The organism is Limimaricola sp. G21655-S1 (assembly GCF_027213785.1).
GTDB lineage: Bacteria > Pseudomonadota > Alphaproteobacteria > Rhodobacterales > Rhodobacteraceae > Limimaricola.
Genome location: NZ_JAPWGO010000004.1, coordinates 148,500 through 167,367, shown reverse-complemented (window position 1 = coordinate 167,367; position 18,868 = coordinate 148,500). Strand labels below are relative to the sequence as shown.

General features: G+C 67.7%; 17 protein-coding genes. 9 read left to right on the top strand and 8 right to left on the bottom strand.

What is annotated here, in order from left to right; genetic code table 11:
• Positions 1–10: 10 nt before the first annotated feature.
• Positions 11–433 (top strand): hypothetical protein, encoded by a 423-nt coding sequence (locus tag O4G76_RS06355; RefSeq protein WP_269396527.1) that lies wholly within the window; start codon positions 11–13, stop codon positions 431–433.
• A 3-nt stretch (positions 434–436) separates the two neighbouring features.
• Here O4G76_RS06355 and O4G76_RS06350 read toward each other — a convergent pair whose 3' ends face one another.
• From O4G76_RS06350 to O4G76_RS06340, 3 genes are all read right to left on the bottom strand, one after another.
• Complete coding sequence (locus O4G76_RS06350) at positions 437–1,045, bottom strand: DedA family protein (protein ID WP_269396526.1); 609 nt, start codon at positions 1,043–1,045, stop codon at positions 437–439.
• A 33-nt stretch (positions 1,046–1,078) separates the two neighbouring features.
• Entirely contained in the window at positions 1,079–2,470 is a 1,392-nt protein-coding gene (locus O4G76_RS06345; RefSeq protein WP_269396525.1) for an MATE family efflux transporter, read from the bottom strand.
• A gap of 70 nt (positions 2,471–2,540) precedes the next feature.
• Positions 2,541–3,431, bottom strand: coding sequence for an NAD(P)-dependent oxidoreductase (locus O4G76_RS06340; protein ID WP_269396524.1), 891 nt, complete (start codon positions 3,429–3,431; stop codon positions 2,541–2,543).
• Positions 3,432–3,503: 72 nt separating this feature from the next.
• On the opposite strand from O4G76_RS06340, the gene O4G76_RS06335 reads away from it, so the two are divergent.
• The 3 genes from O4G76_RS06335 (at position 3,504) to O4G76_RS22000 (ending at position 7,360) form a co-directional block, all read left to right on the top strand.
• The gene (locus tag O4G76_RS06335) at positions 3,504–4,787 is read left to right on the top strand and encodes a dienelactone hydrolase (protein ID WP_269396523.1); all 1,284 of its coding nucleotides are present in this window, start codon (positions 3,504–3,506) and stop codon (positions 4,785–4,787) included.
• Between the two features lie 187 nt (positions 4,788–4,974).
• Complete coding sequence (gene parE / locus O4G76_RS06330; protein ID WP_269396522.1) at positions 4,975–6,930, top strand: DNA topoisomerase IV subunit B; 1,956 nt, start codon at positions 4,975–4,977, stop codon at positions 6,928–6,930.
• Positions 6,931–7,069: 139 nt separating this feature from the next.
• The gene (locus O4G76_RS22000) at positions 7,070–7,360 is read left to right on the top strand and encodes an excalibur calcium-binding domain-containing protein (protein WP_373568012.1); all 291 of its coding nucleotides are present in this window, start codon (positions 7,070–7,072) and stop codon (positions 7,358–7,360) included.
• Between the two features lie 22 nt (positions 7,361–7,382).
• Here O4G76_RS22000 and O4G76_RS06325 read toward each other — a convergent pair whose 3' ends face one another.
• Together O4G76_RS06325 and O4G76_RS06320 are read right to left on the bottom strand one after the other, a co-directional pair.
• The gene (locus O4G76_RS06325; protein WP_269396521.1) at positions 7,383–8,060 is read right to left on the bottom strand and encodes an ABC transporter ATP-binding protein; all 678 of its coding nucleotides are present in this window, start codon (positions 8,058–8,060) and stop codon (positions 7,383–7,385) included.
• Complete coding sequence (locus tag O4G76_RS06320) at positions 8,053–9,339, bottom strand: lipoprotein-releasing ABC transporter permease subunit (RefSeq protein WP_269396520.1); 1,287 nt, start codon at positions 9,337–9,339, stop codon at positions 8,053–8,055. Before O4G76_RS06320 ends, O4G76_RS06325 begins: the two co-directional genes overlap by 8 nt.
• Before the next feature lie 191 nt (positions 9,340–9,530).
• Here O4G76_RS06320 and O4G76_RS06315 point away from each other — a divergent pair, with 191 nt between their 5' ends.
• Positions 9,531–10,511 carry an NAD(P)-dependent alcohol dehydrogenase gene (locus O4G76_RS06315; RefSeq protein WP_269396519.1) on the top strand — a complete coding sequence of 327 codons (981 nt, stop codon included), beginning with the start codon at positions 9,531–9,533 and terminating at the stop codon, positions 10,509–10,511.
• Positions 10,512–10,514: 3 nt separating this feature from the next.
• Here the strand turns inward: O4G76_RS06315 and proS are convergent, their stop codons facing one another.
• A complete protein-coding gene (gene proS / locus O4G76_RS06310; protein WP_269396518.1) occupies positions 10,515–11,852 on the bottom strand; it encodes a proline--tRNA ligase in 1,338 nt (445 codons plus the stop codon).
• A gap of 185 nt (positions 11,853–12,037) precedes the next feature.
• On the opposite strand from proS, the gene O4G76_RS06305 reads away from it, so the two are divergent.
• From O4G76_RS06305 to O4G76_RS06290, 4 genes are all read left to right on the top strand, one after another.
• A complete protein-coding gene (locus tag O4G76_RS06305; RefSeq protein WP_269396517.1) occupies positions 12,038–13,183 on the top strand; it encodes an AI-2E family transporter in 1,146 nt (381 codons plus the stop codon).
• Positions 13,168–13,827 (top strand): DnaA ATPase domain-containing protein, encoded by a 660-nt coding sequence (locus tag O4G76_RS06300; RefSeq protein WP_269396516.1) that lies wholly within the window; start codon positions 13,168–13,170, stop codon positions 13,825–13,827. Before O4G76_RS06305 ends, O4G76_RS06300 begins: the two co-directional genes overlap by 16 nt.
• An 88-nt stretch (positions 13,828–13,915) precedes the next feature.
• Positions 13,916–16,084 carry an RNA degradosome polyphosphate kinase gene (locus tag O4G76_RS06295; RefSeq protein WP_269396515.1) on the top strand — a complete coding sequence of 723 codons (2,169 nt, stop codon included), beginning with the start codon at positions 13,916–13,918 and terminating at the stop codon, positions 16,082–16,084.
• Between the two features lie 123 nt (positions 16,085–16,207).
• Positions 16,208–17,782, top strand: coding sequence for a Ppx/GppA family phosphatase (locus O4G76_RS06290; protein WP_269396514.1), 1,575 nt, complete (start codon positions 16,208–16,210; stop codon positions 17,780–17,782).
• Here O4G76_RS06290 and O4G76_RS06285 read toward each other — a convergent pair.
• Both O4G76_RS06285 and O4G76_RS06280 read right to left on the bottom strand, forming a co-directional pair.
• Positions 17,779–18,429, bottom strand: coding sequence for an HAD-IA family hydrolase (locus O4G76_RS06285; protein ID WP_269396513.1), 651 nt, complete (start codon positions 18,427–18,429; stop codon positions 17,779–17,781). The two genes, O4G76_RS06290 and O4G76_RS06285, sit on opposite strands and share 4 nt — an antisense overlap.
• Positions 18,430–18,488: 59 nt before the next feature.
• Positions 18,489–18,866: a hypothetical protein gene (locus O4G76_RS06280; protein WP_269396512.1), complete on the bottom strand. Its 378-nt coding sequence runs from the start codon at positions 18,864–18,866 to the stop codon at positions 18,489–18,491.
• Positions 18,867–18,868 lie beyond the last annotated feature (2 nt).

The window sequence follows — 18,868 nt, the reverse complement described above, 5'->3', positions numbered from 1 at the left end:
AGGGGGCACCATGACGGACCTGTCCGGCTATTATTTCCGGGTCAAGGACTCGGGCGGCATCATGTTCCGCATCGGCGACGAGACGCGGCACCGCCGGGTCGAGCTCGAGCAGCTGGCCACGATCAACACGCGCAACGGCGAAATTCGCGCCCAGGGCAATCGTGAGCTTGCACCGGAAGATTGGGCCGCCGCCGAGGCTTGGCGCGAACAGCGCCGGGAGGTCCTCGCGGCGCGGCAGATCGACGATATCCGCCGCGCCATCGATCACCTGAACCTCACCGCGCATTGGGCCCAGAGCCAGGCCAGCGAGGCCGAGCTGGAGGCGGTGACCGAGCCGCTGCTCCTGGCCATGCACGATCTGCGCATGATCCTCGTGCGCAAGAAGGCCGATCGGGTCGAGGCGGCGCGGACGCGGCCGACGGAGACCGGTTGAGCCTCAGTCGCGCTGCCTGCGGCCTTTACCCCGGAACACGCGCCACAGATAGAGCGCGACGATCACCGCGATGACGCCATTGGTCACCGGGTTCAGCCACACCTGTACGCGCTCGTATTGCGCCTCGAGCAGATAGCCCGCACCGAACAGCCCGCCGACCCAGATCAGCGACCCGGCGGTGGTATAGGCCAAGAATTTGATCAGCCCCATGTGCTGGAGCCCTGCGGGCACCGAGATCAGCGTCCGGACCGTCGGGATCATTCGTCCGAAGAAGATCGCCGCCGCGCCGTGACGCTCGAACCAGCCCAGCGCCCGTTCCACGTCGTCGCAGGACAAGGTCAGCCAGCGGCCGTAACGGTCGACGAGGCGCATCAACCGGTCGCGGCCGAGTCTGCGGCCGATCTCGTACCAGACCCATGCGCCGGCCACCGAGCCGATCAGCCCGGCAATGAGGGTGAGCACCGGCCGCGCCTCACCGGTTGCGGCGTTGTAACCCGCGAGCGGCATCACCAGCTCGGAAGGGATCGGCGGGAAGACGTTTTCGAGGAACATGAGCGCGGCGACGGCGAAGGCGCCTCCGGCGGCGATCCAGCTGGTAATGAAATCGAACATGCCCCGCCAACCAGCGGGGCCGCCGGGTGGTTCCTAGGCGGACCCGATCCGTACCGACCGCGACCAGAACCGCCACAGCAGCGTCGATGCCGCCAGACCCAGACCGACGACCAGACCGAGCCAGACCCCGGCCGCGCCAAGACCGAGCGGAAAGCCCAGCAGATAGCCAGCCGGCATGCCGATGAGCCAGTAGCTGATCGCGGCGAACACCATCGGCACGCCGGTGTCCTGCACCCCGCGCAACAGGCCCAGCGCCATCACCTGCAACGCATCGACGATCTGAAACAGCGCCGCCAGCGACAAGAGCGTGATGCCGGTCGCCACGACCGCGTCGCGCGCCGGATCGCCCGGATCGACGAAGGCCGCGACGAAGGGCTCAGGCATCGTCACGAAGATCAGACCGACGAGACCGGCAGAGACCACCGACAGCGCCACGCCCGACTGGCCGATCATCCGAAGCGCCGCTTCGTCTCGCCGCCCCAGCGCCCGGCCGGCCCGCACAGTGGCGGCCTGGCTCAGCCCGACCTGAATCATGAAGGCGACCGAGGTGATCTGCAGCGCGATGCCATGCGCCGCCAGCGGCACCTCACCGATCCAGCCGACCATCACGCCGGTGGCGACGAAGAGTCCGCCCTCGGCGAGGCTGGTCAGGCCGATCGGCACGCCCAGCCGCACCACCTGCCACAGCACGTCGAGATCGGGCCGCCACAGGCGCCGCACGAGATCGTATTCCGGCAGGCGCCGCAGCGCGTAGGCCAAGAGCACGAGCGCCTGCAGCACCGCCATCGACAGCGAGGCGATGGCCGCGCCGCGGATGCCCAACTCGGGCGCGCCCCAATTGCCGAAGATCAGCGCGTAGTTGAGAAGCGCGTTGCAGACCGCCATTCCCAACGTGCTCCACAACAGCACCGCCGTGTGCTCGAGCGCCGAAAGGAAGGAGCGCATCACCATCGCCACGAGCCCCGGCACCATCGCCCAGGCGGCGATCCGCAGATAGGCCTCGCCCGCCGCCGCAACCTCGGGCTCCTGCCCCAGCGCCAGGAACAGATCCTCGGCCCACATCAACGGTGGCACGAAGACGGCGGAATAGATCATCCCGGCCCAGATCCCCATGCGCGTCACCCGCCGCACCCGCACCGGATCACCGGCCTCCGCGGCGGTCGCCACCACCGGCATCACCGCCCAGGCAAAGCCCGCGCCGACGATGAAGATGAGGAAATAGAGCGAGGTCGCCAGCGTCGCCGCGGCCAGCGCGGTGACATCGTACCAGCCGAGCATCACCGTGTCGGTGACGTTCATCGCCATCTGCGCGAGGTTCGAGCCGATCAGCGGCAACGCCAGCACGAGCAGGCGCCGCCCGTGCTGGGCGCGGGTGAGCGCCTCGAAGGGCCTGTCGGTGGAAGCGGTGAGGTCAGCTTGGGTCATGCATGTTCCCTACGTCGCCCCCGCCGTTCGCGTCCAGTTCGGGATTGTACCGGTGACGCCTCGGGCGGGTTCAACCCCCGAGCACCTCGCGCCACGAATGGGCGGGCGCGAAGCCCAGCATCCGCTTGGCCTTGTCGTTGGCGTAGAAGGTCTCGGTCTCGCCCATGTCGCGTCGAACCTCCACGCCCTCGTAGAATTGTGCCCGCACCTCGGCATTGCTCAAGCCCACCGAAAGATCGTCGTTCGAGACGTTGAACACCTCGAAGCCGAGGCCGTCGGTCTGCAGACAGCGCTCGACCATCTGGCCGAGATCGCGGGCGTCGATATAGGCGAAGATGTTGCGCCGACGGAGAGCGGGCTCCTGCATGTAGGCCGGAAAATTCTCGGCATATTCATGCGGTTCGATCACGTTGTTGATCCGCAGCCCGTAGATGTCGAAACCGGTGCGGGCCTGAAAGCTCCTTGCCGTCGCCTCGTTCACCACCTTCGACATGGCGTAGCTGTCCTGCGGCACGGTCGGATGCTCCTCGTCCACCGGCAGATAGGCGGGCTTCACCTCCCCATCGTGGAAGCAGACGCCGTAGGTCGTCTCGGACGAGGCGAAGATCACCTTGCGGATGTCGAGCTTCGCAGCCGCATCCAGCACGTTGTAGGTGCTCATCACGTTGACGCGGTAGGTCTCGTTGTCGGGCCTGAGCAGGATCCGCGGTACGGCGGCGAAATGCACGATCGCGTCGTAGCGGGGCACGCCGGTGCCCGGCTCGAGTTCATCGAAACCGGCATAGGCATGGGCCGCGTTGAAGACCTGCCCGGCATCGGTGAGGTCGCAGATCAGGTTGTCGACACCCGGATGATCGAGCGGCACGAGATCGAGATTGGTGACGCGGTGGCCGCGCTCCAGCAGATAGGGAATGGCGTGGCGGCCGGCCTTGCCGGCGCCGCCGGTGAACAGGATGCGCATGGTGTCCTCCCTCGCGTCTTGCTCCTCTGGTCATAGTGTGGCCCCATCCCGGTGCAACCCGGAGGAGAGAGAATGACCAAGTTCCTGCTGGCCGCCTCGGCGGCGCTGCTGGCTGCGCCCGCGACGGCGCAGAACCGCATCGACCTCGTGCGGCCCGATGCGCCCGAACTCGCCGCCCATGGCGATCATGTCGTCGGCGTCACAACGATGAGATTCACGAGAGAAGGCGTGCCTGACGTGGCGCGCGCGACCGAAGACGGCGTCGAACCCTATGACCGAGAAATCACCGTCGAGATCTGGTACCCGGCGGCCGAGGGCACCGATCCGGGCGGCAGCTACACGGCGCTGCTGCGCGACGGCGTGACCGAGGTGCGGCTGACGGGCCGCGCCGCGCGCGATGCCGAACCGGCGATGGCGGGCGATTTCCCGCTGGTCCTCGTTTCGCATGGTTATCCCGGCAACCGCTTTCTCATGAGCCACCTCGCCGAGAACATCGCCACCAAGGGCTATGTCGTGGCCTCGATCGACCATCCGGATTCGACCTATGACGACATGGGGGCCTTCGGCTCGACGCTGGTGAACCGGCCCCGCGACCAGGCCTTCGTGCTGGCGCGCATGGCCGAACTCGACGATCCGATCGGCGCCATCACCGACGGCGACACCGCCGCCGTGATCGGCTACTCGATGGGGGGCTACGGCGCGCTGATCTTCTCGGGCGCCGGGCTGACCGAGGCGTTCCGCAACTCGCGCTATGCACCGCCCCAAGAGCTTTTGGAAATCAATGCCGTGGGCGCCGACACCATGGCCGATCTGCCCGACGACCGGGTCAAGGCCGTGGTCGCCATCGGTCCCTGGGGCCGCAACCGCGACGCTTGGAACGCCGAGGGGCTCGGGGCGATCGAGACGCCGCTGATGCTCATCGCGGGCGGGGTGGATGACGTGTCGGGCTATGATGCGATCCGTTCGATCTTCGAGGAGACGACCGGCACCGAGCGGCACCTGCTGACCTTCGACAACGCCAACCACAACGCCGCCGCGCCGATGCCCGCGCCCGAGGAAAGCTGGGCCGTCTCGGAAAGCCTCGGCTACGCCCCCTTCGACCATTACGCCGATCCGGTCTGGGACACGGTGCGGATGAACAACGTCACCCAGCATTTCGTGACCGCCTTCCTCGACCTGCACCTCAAGGGCGAGGCGGAAAAGGCCCGGTATCTCGACCTCGTGCCCGACAGCGCCGACGCGGTCTGGGATCGGGCCGAAGACGGCACGCCGAACGAGGCCGACAGCTACTGGGCGGGCTTTCCCGAGCGCACGGCCAGAGGCCTGCGCTTTGAAACTCTCGCCCAAGGCGAATGAGCGACGGCCGCGCGCCCCTGGCGCGCGGCCATCCTGCGGGCAACGCGCATTCCATGGGCAAAGCCGCTGCAGGCGTGACTTCGTCGCGCTACGGGACAAAATGTGAACCTTCCGGTCGCGCCGTACCGTTGCCCCCGGCCCCGCCTCCGGGTTATATGGCCGGCACCCCAGAACAAGAGCAGTGCCCATGCCCGACGATCTCCTCTCCGGCGCCGAGCCCGCCTACGACGCCTCCTCCATCGAAGTCCTCGAGGGGCTGGAGCCGGTGCGCAAGCGGCCCGGCATGTATATCGGCGGTACCGACGAACGGGCGCTGCATCACCTCGTGGCCGAGGTGCTCGACAACTCCATGGACGAGGCCGTTGCCGGCCACGCCAACCGGATCGAGGTCGAGCTTCTGGCCGATTATTCGGTGGTGATCCGCGACAATGGCCGCGGCATCCCGATCGACCCGCACCCCAAGTTCCCCGGCAAATCGGCGCTCGAGGTGATCCTCTGCACCCTGCACGCGGGCGGCAAGTTCTCAGGAAAAGCCTATCAGACCTCCGGCGGTCTGCACGGCGTCGGCGCCTCGGTCGTGAACGCGCTGTCGGATTCGATGGTCGTGCAGGTCGCGCGCAACCGCGAGCTTTTCGAGCAGCGCTTCTCGCGCGGCATCCCGCAGGGCCCGGTGGAAAAGATCGGCGCGGCCCCGAACCGGCGCGGCACCACCGTGACCTTCCACGCCGACGAGGAGATCTTCGGCCATCACCGCTTCAAGCCGGCGCGGCTTTTGAAGATGGTGCGCTCCAAGGCCTATCTCTTCTCGGGCGTCGAGATCCGCTGGAAAAGCGAGATCGACGACGGCGAAACCCCGCGCGAGGCCAGCTTCCACTTCCCCGGCGGCCTTGCCGACTACCTTGCCGAGACACTGGGCAAGTCCTCGACCTATGCCGACAAGCCCTTCGCTGGCACGGTCGAGTTCTCAGAGAAGTTCAACGTGCCTGGCAAGGTCGAATGGGCGGTGAACTGGACGCCGTCGCGCGACGGCTTCACCCAGTCCTACTGCAACACCGTGCCGACCCCCGAGGGCGGCACGCATGAGAGCGGCTTCTGGGCCGCCATCCTCAAGGGCATCCGCGCCTATGGCGAGTTGGTCAACAACAAGAAGGCGGGCCAGATCACCCGCGAGGACCTGACCACGGGCGGCTGCGCGCTGGTGTCGTGCTTCATCCGCGAGCCGGAATTCGTGGGCCAGACCAAGGACCGCCTCGCCACCACCGAGGCGCAGCGCCTCGTCGAGAACTCGGTGCGCGACCATTTCGACAACTGGCTCGCCTCGGACACCAAGTCGGCGGGCGCGATCCTCGATTTCCTCGTGCTGCGCGCCGAGGAGCGGCTGCGGCGCAAGCAGGAGAAGGAGACGGCCCGCAAGACCGCGACCAAGAAGCTGCGGCTGCCGGGCAAGCTGGTCGATTGCTCGACCAATGCGCGCGAGGGGACCGAACTTTTCATCGTCGAGGGCGACTCGGCGGGCGGCTCGGCCAAGATGGCGCGCGATCGCAAGACGCAGGCGCTGCTGCCGCTTCGGGGCAAGATCCTCAACGTGCTCGGCGCGGCCTCGTCGAAGCTCGGCTCGAACCAGGAGATCAACGACCTGACCCAGGCGCTGGGCGTGGGTCTCGGCACCAAGTTCAACGTCGACGATCTGCGCTACGAGAAGGTCATCATCATGACCGACGCCGATGTCGATGGCGCGCATATCGCTTCGCTGCTGATGACCTTCTTCTTCAGCCAGATGCGCCCGATGATCGACCACGGCCACCTGTATCTGGCCTGCCCGCCGCTTTACCGGCTGACCCAAGGCGCCAAGCGCCTCTACGTTGCCGACGACGCGGAAAAGGAGCGGATGATGCAGAAGGGTCTTGGCGGCAAGGGCAAGATCGACGTGCAGCGCTTCAAGGGCTTGGGCGAGATGGACGCCAAGGACCTGAAGGAGACGACCATGGACCCCGGCTCGCGCAAGCTGATCCGGGTGTCGATCAACGACGAGGAGCCGGGCGAGACCGCGGATCTGGTGGAGCGGCTGATGGGCAAAAAGCCGGAGCTGCGGTTCCAGTACATTCAGGAAAATGCGCGGTTCGTGGAAGAGCTGGATGTATGAGGATCAACCCTGATTGATACCGCCGAGGCCACTCCCGTAAATTGTTAACGGGAGTGGCTTTCTATTTTGGCGCGAACACTGGCATTCGCTGGCGTCAGAACCGACAAGCGCGCTCTCGTTTATCGAATGAGGGTATGGATTGTCTTACAAGTTTGTTGGTTCGCTTTGTCTTGTCTTGCTACCGAGCGAACTGCTTGCCCATAGCGGTAGATTGAACGCGCAAGGATGCCACGCCGGGTCGCAGCCTTATCACTGCCATCGCACGCAGACTGCTGTCCCACAACTGGCCCCTTCTACGGGCCGGGACCGGGACTGCTCCGACTTCTCGACGCATAGAGAAGCGCAGGAGTTCTATGAAGCTGCGGGTCCGGGCGATCCTCATGGGCTGGACCGCGATCGCGACGGCATCGCCTGCGAAAGCCTCAGCTGAACCCAAGGCACGGGGTGAGACCTTACGCCACCACCCCGTGATCCATCCGGACCACCCGGTCCATTCGCCCTGCCAGCTCCAAATTATGCGTCGCGATCAGCGCCGACAGCCCCGTTCCCCGCACCAGCGCCATCAGCGCGTCGAACACCCGGTCGGAGGTGTCGGGGTCGAGGTTGCCCGTCGGCTCGTCCGCCAGCAAGAGCCGCGGCGCGTTGGCCAACGCGCGGCAGAAGGCCACCCGCTGCTGCTCGCCGCCCGACAGCGCCGCCGGGCGATGATCTGCGCGGGGGCCGACGCCGACCTGCTCCAGAAGCTCGCGCGCCCGGCCCTCGGCTTCGCGGCGCGGCGTGCCGGCAGCCAGCTGCGGCAGGGTGATGTTCTCCAGCGCCGTGAACTCGGGCAGCAGGTGGTGGAACTGGTAGATGAAGCCGACATCGGCGCGGCGTACCTGCGTGCGGCGGCGATCCGACAGCTTGGTCATCTCCTGCCCGCCGATGGCGACATGGCCCGCATCGGGCGTGTCGAGAAGCCCCGCGATGTGCAACAGCGTCGACTTGCCCGCGCCCGAGGGCGCGACCAGCGCCACCACCTCGCCCGGCCGGATCTCAAGATCCGCGCCGCGCAGCACCTGCACCTCGGAAGGCTTGCCGCGATTGTAGGTCTTGGTGAGGCCCGAGAGCTTCAGGATCGGATCACTCATAGCGCAGCGCCTCGACCGGGTTCATCCGCGCCGCGCGGCGGGCGGGAAAGAGGGTGACGACCCAGGACAGGGTCAGCGACAGCGCCACGGCGGAGATCACGTCGCCCGCCTCCAGCTTCGCGGGCAGCGCGTAGATGCCGCGGATCGACGGGTCCCAGACGCCGCCGCCCGAGAGGTAGTTCACCGCCGAGAAGATCGGGTCGATCCAGATCGCGAAGGCGCAGCCCAGCGCCACGCCGAGCACCGTCCCCAGCGTGCCGATCCCCGCGCCGCAGATGAAGAAGACGCGCAGCACCGACCCTTCGGTCAGACCCATGGTGCGCAGGATGCCGATGTCGCGCCCCTTGTTCTTCACCAGCATGATCAGCCCGGAGATGATGTTCATCGAGGCGATCAGCACCAAGATCGACAGGATCACGAACATCACGTTGTCCTCGACCGTGAGCGCGCGCAAAAACGCGCCCGCGCTGTCGCGCCATGTCCACAGGAACGCGGTCGGTCCCGCCACCTCGAGGATCTCGGGCAGAAGCTCCTGCACGTTGTCGGGATCCTCGACCATCACCTCGATCTCGCCCGCCACGCCGTCGCGGTTGAAGAAGAGCTGCGCCTCAGACAGCGGCAGGTAGGCGCGGGTGCGGTCGATATCGTAGCGTCCGGCGGTGAAGATGTAGGTCACCTCGTAGGCCGAGACGCGCGGACTCTGCCCCATCGGGGTCTGCGCGCCGTTGGGCGAGATGATCCGCACCTTGTCGCCGATCACCACGCCAAGCTCGCGCGCCACGCCCGAGCCCAGCGCGATGCCCTTCTCGAAGCGGGCGATGTCGCCGATGCCGGTCTCGGGATCGGCGATGCGGGGCAGCGAGGCGAGGTCCTCGGTCCGGATGCCGTAGATCTCGACGCCCGCATTGCCGGCGTCGAAGCTCGCCATCACTTGCCCGCGCACCACCGGGGCGGCGCGGGTGACGCCGTCGATCTGCAGCAGCCGCTCCGACAGGTCCTCGTAATCCTCGATCACCCGGCGGGTGATGTCGGTGCCCTCGATGACGCTGTCCTGATAGACGGTGACATGGGCGTTGGCGCCGAGGATGGTGTCGATGAACTCCTCGCGGAAGCCCGCCCGCACCGACAGCGTCGCGATCAGCGCGAAGACCGCGAGCGTGATGCCGACGAGGCTGATCCAGGTCATGACGCTGACCCCGCCCTCGGCGCGGCGGGCGCGGATGTAGCGCCAGGCGATCATCCACTCGAAGGCGGAAAACGGGGCGGTGCGGTTGGCCATGGGCGGGTCCTGTCAAATGCGCGCGGACCTTGGGGGCGAGCGCGATCGGGGTCAAGCCGCGACGCCGCCGCCTCACGCCACGGTGTCGGCGCTTGACGCGAGAGCCGGCACCGGGTCAGCTTGGTCCCGGGGGATGTCATGGGCGTGACGCAGACGCCGCGCAGCATGGCCGCATTTGGGGAGGAGCGTCGATGCGCGCCGTGATCTGCCGCGCCTATGGCGGCACGGAACACCTTGAGATCGTCGAACGCGCGCTGCCCGAACCGGGGCCGGGCGAAATCCGCGTCAGGCTCTGCGCCGGCTCGGTCAGCGCCGGTGACTGGCGCATCCGCTCGCTCAGCGTGCCCGCGGGCTACGGCCTCGTGGTGCGGCTGGCCTTCGGCTGGAGCGGCCCGCGCCAGCCGGTGCTGGGCACCGCCTTTTCCGGCATCGTCGAGGCGGTGGGCGAAGGCGTGACCCGCTTCGCCCCGCATGACGAGGTGTTCGGTTCCACCGGCATGAAGATGGGCGCCCATGCCGAGGCGGTGGTGCTGTCCGAGGCGGGAGCGGTGGTCCACAAGCCGCATGTGCTGAGCCACGCGCAGGCGGCCGCCCTGCCCTTCGGCGCCAGCACCGCCTTGCAGTTCCTGCGCGACAAGGGGCGGCTGCGATCCGGCGAACGGCTCTGCGTCGTCGGCGCCTCAGGCGCGGTGGGCACGGCGGCGGTGCAGATCGGCCGGGCGATGGGCGCGCATGTGACCGCGGTATGCTCGGCGGCCAATGCCGATCTCGTGCGCGATCTCGGCGCGCGAGAGGTGATCGCCCATGACGAGAACGAAAGACCCTTTGCGGTTCCGGACCGCTTCGACGTGATCCTCGACACCATCGGCCGGGCGCCGATGCGGGACCGGATCCGGGCGCTGGCACCAAAGGGGCGGCTGCTGGTGGTCAGCGGCGGCATGTCGGACGCGCTCCGCGCGCCCTTGCCCCGGGCCGGCGGCCGGCGCGTGAAGGGCGGCGTCGCGCAGGAAAGCCGCGCCGACATGGAAGAGATCGCCCGGCTGGTCGAAGCGGGCGATCTGCGCGCCGTCATCGACAGCCGCTATGCCCTGTCCGATATCGCGCGGGCCTATGACCGAGTCGCCACGGGCCGCAAGCGCGGCGCCGTGGTGCTCGACCCGGACGAGGGCTGAACCTCAGATATAGGCGTAGATCCGGGCGATCTTCTCCACCGCCTGCTCGGGCGGCAGCTCCTCGCTTTCGCCAGTACGGCGCGAGACCAGTTCGACCACGCCGTTCTTCAGCCCCTTCGGACCCACGGTGATCCGCCACGGCAGGCCGATCAGGTCCATCGTGGCGAACTTGGCACCGGCGCGCTCGTTGCGGTCGTCATAGAGCGGATCGAGGCCCAGCGCCTGAAGGCCGGCATAGATGCCAGCGCAGGCCGCGTCGGTCTCGGCGTCGCCCTGACGCAGGTTGACGATGCCGACATGGAACGGGGTCACGCCCTCGGGCCAGATGATGCCCTTCTCGTCATGGCTCGCCTCGATGATCGCGCCCACCAGGCGGCTGACGCCGATGCCGTGCGAGCCCATTTCGACCGGTACACGCTGGCCTTCGGCATTGGTCACGGTCGCGCCCATCGCCTCGGAATACTTGGTGCCGAAATAGAAGATCTGCCCGACCTCGATCCCGCGCGAGGAGCGGCGGCGCTCTTCGGGCACCTCGTTGAACAGCGCCGGATCATGGGTCTCGTCGGTGCGCGCATAGGGGGCCGTCCACTCGGCGACGATCTCCTTGAGCTGGTTCGGGTCCTCGTAATTCACCACGCGGTCGGCGAGCTGCAGGTCGAGGATCGCGCTGTCGTAGAACACCTCGCTCTCGCCGGTCTCGGCCAGCACCAGGAACTCATGCGTGTTCTCGCCGCCGATCGGGCCGCTGTCGGCGCGCATCGGGATCGCCTTCAGGCCCATCCGCTCATAGGTGCGCAGGTAGCTCACCATGTGGCGGTCATAGGCCTCCAAAGCGCTCTCGCGGTCGACGTCGAAATTGTAGCCGTCCTTCATCAGGAACTCGCGGCCGCGCATCACGCCGAAACGCGGCCGCATCTCGTCGCGGAACTTCCACTGGATGTGGTACAGCGTCTTGGGCAGGTCGCGGTAGGACGAGACGTAGCTGCGGAAGATGTCGGTGATCATCTCCTCGTTGGTGGGACCGTAGAGCAGGTCGCGGCCATGCCGGTCCTTGATCCGCAGCATTTCCTCGCCATAGGCCTCGTAGCGCCCGGACTCTCGCCACAGATCCGCCGATTGTAGCGTCGGCATCAGCAGCGGGATGTGCCCGGCCTTCTGCTGCTCCTCGTCGACGATGCGCTCGATGTTGCGCAGCACCTTCAGCCCCAGCGGCAGCCAGGAATAGATGCCGACGGCGGCCTGCTTGATCAGGCCCGCGCGCAGCATGTAGCGATGGCTGACGATCTGCGCCTCGGCGGGCGTTTCCTTGAGCACGGGCAGGAAATAGCGGGTCAGGCGCATCGGGAGATCCTATTGTCAGGGGCCGGGTCGGCGGCGGGGCGGACGAATCCCCCTGTAGGGGAGAGCCGGGCACCTGACAAGCGCAGTCCCGCCCTGCCCGTGCGCCCATCGGACCGGTCCAAAAGGCTTGCGCGCCCGCGCCCCGGCGGCGACATAGGTGCGACATCCGCGCAAGGAGCGATACCGTGGCACTTCCGATCCAGCAGCAGGCGCGCATCTGGGCCGTTATCGCGATCGTGACCTTCGCGCTGCTCTGGTTGCTCGGCGATGTTATCCTGCCCTTTCTCGTGGGCGGCGCGCTGGCCTATCTGCTCGACCCGGTCGCCGACCGGCTGGAGCGTCTGGGGCTCAGCAGGGCGATGTCGGTGGCGGTGATCGCGCTGGGCGTGGTGCTGATCTTCGTGGCCGCCGTGCTGCTTTTGATCCCGACGCTGATCCGGCAGACAACGCAGCTCGTGCAGACCGCGCCCGAGCTGTTCTCGGGCCTGCGAGACGGTCTCGCCGCGCGGTTTCCCGACCTGATGGACGAAAGCTCGACCATCCGGACCCAGCTCGACGCCATCGGCGCGGCGGTACAGGCGCGCGGCGGCGAAATCCTCAACAGCGTGCTGTCCTCGGCCATGGGCGTCATCAACCTGCTGGTTCTGTTCGTCGTGGTGCCCGTGGTCGCGGTCTACCTGCTGGTAGACTGGGACCGCATGGTGGCGCGGATCGACGAGCTTCTGCCGCGCGAGCACGCGCCGACGATCCGCCAGCTGGCCCGCGAGGTCGACCGCACGCTGGCCTCCTTCGTGCGCGGCCAGGGCCTGGTCTGCCTGATCCTCGGCACCTATTACGCGGTGGCGCTGGCGCTGGTGGGGCTCAATTTCGGGCTCGTTGTGGGCGCGCTGGCCGGGCTCGTCACCTTCATCCCCTATGTCGGCGCGCTCTTGGGCGGGGCCTTGGCCATCGGCCTCGCGCTGTTCCAGTTCTGGGGCGACTGGGTCTGGATCGGCGCCGTGGCGGGGATCTTCGTCGCCGGCCAGATGATCGAGGGCAACATCCTGACGCCGCGCCTCGTCGGCGGTTCGGTCGGGCTGCACCCGGTCTGGCTGCTGTTCGCCTTGGCCGTGTTCGGCGCGCTGTTCGGCTTTGTCGGCATGCTGGTGGCCGTCCCCTTCGCGGCAAGCCTCGGCGTCTTCGCCCGCTTCGCCATCACCCGCTACCAGCAAAGCGCGCTCTATCGCGGCAGCCCCACCGCGATGCCGCCACCTGCCGCGCCCCCCGAGCCGCATGGCACCCCGCCCCGTCTCGAGCAGACCCCGCCGGAGAGCGCATGGCGTGGCAACTGAGTCTCGACCTGCCGCTCGCGGTGGCGCTGGGGCCCGACGACTTCATCCTGTCCGAGGCGAACCGCGCCGCGCATGAGATGGTCACCGCGATGGGCTGGCCCGAGGGCAAGCTGGCGCTGATCGGCCCGCCCGGATCGGGCAAGAGCCACCTCGCGCGGGTCTGGCAGGCCTCGAGCGAGGCGATGATCCTACTAGCGCAGGATCTTGGACCGAGCCTGCCGCCGCCAGCCCCGGGGGCGGCCATCGTGGTCGAGGACATCCAGCGCCTGCCGCGCGCCGCCGAGGTCACGCTGTTCCACCTGCACAACCGGCTCGCGGCCTCGGGCGGGCGTCTGCTCCTGACCGCCGATCGCCCGCCGGCGCGGCTTGGCATCGCCCTGCCCGATCTCGCCTCGCGGCTGCAGGCCACCGCGGTCGCCCGGATCCACGACCCCGACGACCGGCTACTGCGCGCGGTGCTGGCCAAGCACTTCGCCGACCGGCAGCTGGTGCCCATGGCCGATGTGATCCCCTATCTCGCCGCCCGCATCGAGCGCAGCTTCGCCAGCGCCGCGGCGGTGGTGGCGCGGCTGGACCGGATGGCGCTGGCCGAGTCCCGCCCGGTGAGCCGGACACTCGCGCGCCGGGCCCTCGACAGGGATTGAGGCGGGCCGCTGGACAATCCGGGCGGGCGGGCGCGATAGTGGGGGCGATCGTCACCTCAACGTTGCGAAGATGCGCCAGACAGCACCCATGACACAGGCCGATTTCCTCGCCGCGGCGTTCCCCGAACCGATCGCGCTCGACGCCGAGCTTTCGGGGCCCGCGCGCTTCGTCAATCGCGAGCTGAGCTGGCTGGGCTTCAACTTCCGGGTGCTGGAGGAGGCCGAGAACCCGCGCGTGCCGCTGCTCGAGCGGCTGCGCTTCCTGTCGATCTCGGCCACCAATCTCGACGAGTTCTATACCGTGCGGGTCGCGGGCCTGCGCGAGCTGGCGCAAGCGGGCAATACCACCCCGGCGATGGACGGTCTGACCCCGGCCGAGCAACTGCGGCAGATCGACCGCGAGGCGCGGGCGCTGATGGCGCGCCAGCAGGAGATCTTCAAGACGCTCTGCGACGAGATGGCGCGCGAGGGCATCGCGATCCTGGGCCGCGCCGACGTCACCAAGAAGGACCTCGCCTACCTCTCCGACGCTTTCCTCAACCGCGTCTTCCCGGTGCTCTCGCCGCTGGCGATCGACCCGGCGCATCCGTTCCCCTTCATCCCGAACGAAGGCCTCGCGCTGGCGCTGGCGCTGGAACGGGCCTCCGACAAGAAACCGCTGCGCGCGCTCTTGCCGGTGCCGGGCCAGATCGATCGCTTCGTGCAATTGCCCTCGGAGGAGGGCCAGCGCTTCCTGCCGCTGGAGGAACTGCTGCTGCTCAATCTCGACCAGCTGTTCCCGGGCTACCGAATGAAGGGGCACTGCACCTTCCGGGTGCTACGCGACAGCGATCTCGAGGTCGAGGAGGAGGCCGAGGATCTCGTGCGCGAGTTCGAGGTGGCGCTCAAGCGCCGCCGCCGCGGCGAGGTGGTGCGAATGAAGCTCTCCGCCGGGGCGCCGCCCGCGCTCAAGGCCACCATCATGGAGGAGTTGCACATCCGCGACGCCGAGGTGATGGAGGTCGAGGGGCTGATCGGCATCGGCAATCTCAAGGAGCTCGTCACCGACGCGCGTCCCGACCTGCTCTGGCCCCCCTTCACCCCGCGCGTGCCCGAGCGGGTGCAGGATCATGACGGCGACATGTTCGCGGCGATCCGACAGAAGGACATGCTGCTGCACCACCCCTACGAGACCTTCGACATGGTCAACCGCTTCCTGCAGCAGGCGGCGACCGATCCGGACGTGGTGGCGATCAAGCAGACGCTCTACCGCACCTCGCGCAACTCACCGATCGTCGAGGCGCTGTGCGAGGCGGCCGAGGAAGGCAAATCGGTAACCGCGCTGGTCGAGCTGAAGGCCCGCTTCGACGAGGCCGCCAACATCCGCCAGTCGCGCCGGCTGGAACGGGCGGGCGCCCATGTCGTCTACGGCTTCACCCAGTACAAGACCCACGCCAAGATCAGCACGGTGGTCCGGCGCGAGGGTGACGGCCTCGTCACCTACACGCATTTCGGCACCGGCAACTACCACCCGATCACGGCGCGGATCTACACCGACCTGTCCTTCTTCACCTGCGACGCGGCGCTGGGCCGCGACGCCACGAAGGTGTTCAACTTCATCGGCGGTTCGGCCGAGCCGCTGGGTCTCGAAAACCTCGCCATCTCGCCGCTGACGCTGAAATCGCGTCTTCTGGAGATGATCGCCGCTGAGGCCGAGCATGCCCGCGCCGGGCGTCCGGCCGAGATCTGGGCCAAGATGAACTCGCTCGTCGAGGCCGAAGTGATCGACGCGCTTTACGAGGCGAGCCGGGCGGGCGTGAAGATCTCCCTGGTCATCCGTGGCATCTGCGGCCTGCGCCCGGGCATCGAGGGGCTGTCCGAGAACATCCGGGTGAAATCCATCGTCGGCCGGTTCCTCGAACACAGCCGCATCGTCTGCTTCGGCAATGGCCGCGGCCTGCCCTCCAAGAAGGCACGGGTGTTCATCTCCTCGGCCGATTGGATGGGGCGCAACCTCAATCGGCGGGTCGAGACCCTGGTCGAGATCACCAACGCGACCGTGAAGGCGCAGATCACCGACCAGATCATGGCCGCCAACCTCGCGGACGTGGCGCAAAGCTGGGTCATGGGGCCCGACGGGCGGTTTTCCCGCGCCGACTGGCCAGAGGATGGACGCGCCTTTTCCTGTCACCGCTTCTTCATGGAAAACCCGTCCCTGTCGGGCCGCGGCACAGCGGGCGCGGGCGACGTGCCGCAGCTGACCCACGCCCACGATTGAAACCTGCGGCGTTCTCTTTCGTAGAGGATTCAACGGCCCGGGCATTTTTCCTTTGCCCCGGCCGGTCATGCGGTTAAGACCGCGCCCGATGCGGAACGTTGACACCGCGCAAGGCCGGGCCACATGCTGCGGCAGGATCATGGGGGCTTCATGAACGAACAGAGCGACGCGCAGCGCGGCGACTGGGGGCCTTTCGGTCGACCGCTTTTCGATGATCCAGAAAGCCGCGCGCTGAGCCGGGTCGGCGTGGTCGATGTGGGGTCGAACTCGGTCCGGCTCGTGGTGTTCGACGGCGCGGCGCGCAGCCCCGCCTATTTCTACAACGAGAAGATCATGTGCGCCCTGGGCGAGGGCCTCTCCGAGACCGGCAAGTTGAGCCCGCGCGGTCGCGAGCGCGCGCTGAACGCGCTCAAGCGTTTCGCGACCCTCGCCGAAGGCATGAACATCACGCCGCTGACCGCCGTCGCCACCGCCGCGGTGCGCGAGGCCGAGGACGGGCCGGAATTCTGCGAGCAGGTGCTGCGCGAAACCGGAATCGAAATCCATGTGATCGAGGGTGACGAGGAAGCCCGGCTGTCGGCGCAGGGCGTGCTTCTGGGCTGGCCCGGATCCTACGGCATGGTCTGCGACATCGGCGGCTCGTCCATGGAACTTGCCGATATCGCGGAGGGCAAGGTCGGACGGCGTCTCACCTCGGCGCTGGGTCCGCTGAAGCTCAAGGAGGTCAAGGGCGGCGAGAAGGGCCTCGACGCCTATATCAAGAGCACGATCGAGCAGATCCACGAGGAGATGGACGGCGAGACCGGCATGCGGCTGTTCCTCGTTGGCGGCTCCTGGCGCGCCATCGCGCGCTGCGACATGACGCGGCGCGATTACCCGCTCACCGTGCTGCACGAATACCGCATGAGCACCGAGTCCGTGGCCGAGACCCGCAAATACATCGAGAAGGAAGACCCCGACGACCTGCGTGGTCGCGCCGGCGTCTCCTCCGACCGGATGGCTTTGGTGCCGCTGGCGATCCGGGTGCTCGACCGGCTGGTGCAGGTGTTCCAGCCCAAGGACATCACGATCTCCTCCTATGGTATCCGCGAAGGCATGCTCTACGAGCAGATGCCCCCTGCCCTGCGCGACCGCGATCCCCTGATCGAGGCCTGCCGCTTCGCCGAGGCCAAGGATGCGCGGATGCCGGGCTTCGGGCCGATCCTGTTCGACTTCGTCCGGCCGCTGTTTCCGCATGCCGACTGGCAGCGCAAGCGGATCATCAAGGCCGCCTGCCTGCTGCATGACGTGAGTTGGCGCGCGCATCCAGATTACCGGCCGCAGGTCTGCTTCGACAACGCGACCCGGGCCAATCTCGGCGGGCTCAAGCATTCCGAACGCGTTTTCCTGGGTCTCGCCCTGATGCACCGCTACTCCAACAAGCGCGAGGGCGTGCATTACAGCCAGATGTTCACGCTGGTCCCCGATGAGGATCAGCGCGAGGCCGAGGTGCTGGGGCGTGCCATGCGGCTGGGCGCGATGCTCTGGCTCGGCGCCGAGACGGTGCCGGGCAATCTCGCCTGGAACGCGGTGGACCGGACGCTGACGCTCGATCTCGATCCGCGCGCGAAGTCTCTCTTCGGCGAAGTGGCCGAGCAGCGATTCAAATCGCTTGCCTCGGCGCTCGACGCCACCGGTGAGGTCCGCATCCGCGACTAGGCCAGAAGCTCCGAGAGCCGGGCGAGCCGCTCGGCCTCGGGCACCGAAAGCCGCCCCGGCGCGGCCCAGCCGACGCCACGAAACGGCACACCCGCGGCCCGGGCCGTCGCTTCGTCGACCTCCGTGTCACCGACATAGACCGCCCGATCAACGCCCAACGCCTCAATCACCGCGCGCAGATGGCCGGGATCGGGCTTGCGCGCCGGCACGGCATCGGCGCCTCGTATGGCATCGAATAGGTGATCGATCCCGAGCCCGGCAAGCACGGCATGCGTCAGGGCCTGCGGCTTGTTGGTGCAGATGCCGAGGCGCCAACCCGCCGCCTTCAGCGCAGACAGATCCCGTGCCACATGCGGGTAGATCGTGGTCGAGACCACGGGCGCGTCGGCGTAGCAGCGCAGATAGGCATCGGCGAGAGCCTCGATATCCGAGGGCGCGGCGGGAATTCGCTGTCGCGCCAGCAGGTCCGCCACCAGACGGTGCGCACCATTGCCGATGAGGCCGGCCACGACCCCCGGATCGGTCGCCTCCAGCCCATGCGCCACGAAGGCACGGTTCACGGCGGCCGCCATGTCCGGCGCGCTGTCGATCAGCGTGCCGTCGAGATCGAAAACGGCGGCGCAGGGGCCGCCCTCCTTCTGGTTCATGGGCCTCTCCTCTATACTTCGGGAGAGGTTAAGCGGCGATGTCACCCGGAGGCGAGAGCTCAGATTTCAATTTCCGGTGCATCGGGATCTGGGGTGAACTCGGGCGCCTCGCGCTTGCGGCGGATGATGATGTCGCCGTTCTCGAGGATTTCGGGTGCCTCGTAATTGGCGATGTCGTCGATCCGGTCGAGCACCTGCATCAGTGCCGGGCCCATCTCCGACAGCAGCGATCTGAGATGCGGCTCGGCCATCTCCGCGAAGGCCCGGAAATCCTCGATGGCGGGCTCCATCTCGCCCATGATCCCGCGAAAGAACAGCTCCGCGCCTTCCTGCATCAGGCTGAAGCCCTCATCCTCTACGGGGGCTTCTTCCACTTGCGCGGAGACGGGACCGGCGAGCAGCGCGGCGACGAGAGCGGCATGGAATGCGTGTTTCATGT

Excerpts from the sequence above, each read along its gene's own strand:
- O4G76_RS06290 (WP_269396514.1), top strand. The coding sequence starts at position 16,208 with ATGCTGCGGCAGGATCATGGGGGCTTCATGAACGAACAGAGCGACGCG.
- parE (WP_269396522.1), top strand. The coding sequence starts at position 4,975 with ATGCCCGACGATCTCCTCTCCGGCGCCGAGCCCGCCTACGACGCCTCC.
- O4G76_RS06340 (WP_269396524.1), bottom strand. The coding sequence starts at position 3,431 with ATGCGCATCCTGTTCACCGGCGGCGCCGGCAAGGCCGGCCGCCACGCC.
- O4G76_RS06280 (WP_269396512.1), bottom strand. The coding sequence starts at position 18,866 with ATGAAACACGCATTCCATGCCGCTCTCGTCGCCGCGCTGCTCGCCGGT.
- O4G76_RS06355 (WP_269396527.1), top strand. The coding sequence starts at position 11 with ATGACGGACCTGTCCGGCTATTATTTCCGGGTCAAGGACTCGGGCGGC.
- O4G76_RS06285 (WP_269396513.1), bottom strand. The coding sequence starts at position 18,429 with ATGAACCAGAAGGAGGGCGGCCCCTGCGCCGCCGTTTTCGATCTCGAC.
- proS (WP_269396518.1), bottom strand. The coding sequence starts at position 11,852 with ATGCGCCTGACCCGCTATTTCCTGCCCGTGCTCAAGGAAACGCCCGCC.
- O4G76_RS06315 (WP_269396519.1), top strand. The coding sequence starts at position 9,531 with ATGCGCGCCGTGATCTGCCGCGCCTATGGCGGCACGGAACACCTTGAG.
- O4G76_RS06345 (WP_269396525.1), bottom strand. The coding sequence starts at position 2,470 with ATGACCCAAGCTGACCTCACCGCTTCCACCGACAGGCCCTTCGAGGCG.
- O4G76_RS06300 (WP_269396516.1), top strand. The coding sequence starts at position 13,168 with ATGGCGTGGCAACTGAGTCTCGACCTGCCGCTCGCGGTGGCGCTGGGG.
- O4G76_RS06335 (WP_269396523.1), top strand. The coding sequence starts at position 3,504 with ATGACCAAGTTCCTGCTGGCCGCCTCGGCGGCGCTGCTGGCTGCGCCC.
- O4G76_RS06325 (WP_269396521.1), bottom strand. The coding sequence starts at position 8,060 with ATGAGTGATCCGATCCTGAAGCTCTCGGGCCTCACCAAGACCTACAAT.
- O4G76_RS06295 (WP_269396515.1), top strand. The coding sequence starts at position 13,916 with ATGACACAGGCCGATTTCCTCGCCGCGGCGTTCCCCGAACCGATCGCG.
- O4G76_RS06320 (WP_269396520.1), bottom strand. The coding sequence starts at position 9,339 with ATGGCCAACCGCACCGCCCCGTTTTCCGCCTTCGAGTGGATGATCGCC.
- O4G76_RS06350 (WP_269396526.1), bottom strand. The coding sequence starts at position 1,045 with ATGTTCGATTTCATTACCAGCTGGATCGCCGCCGGAGGCGCCTTCGCC.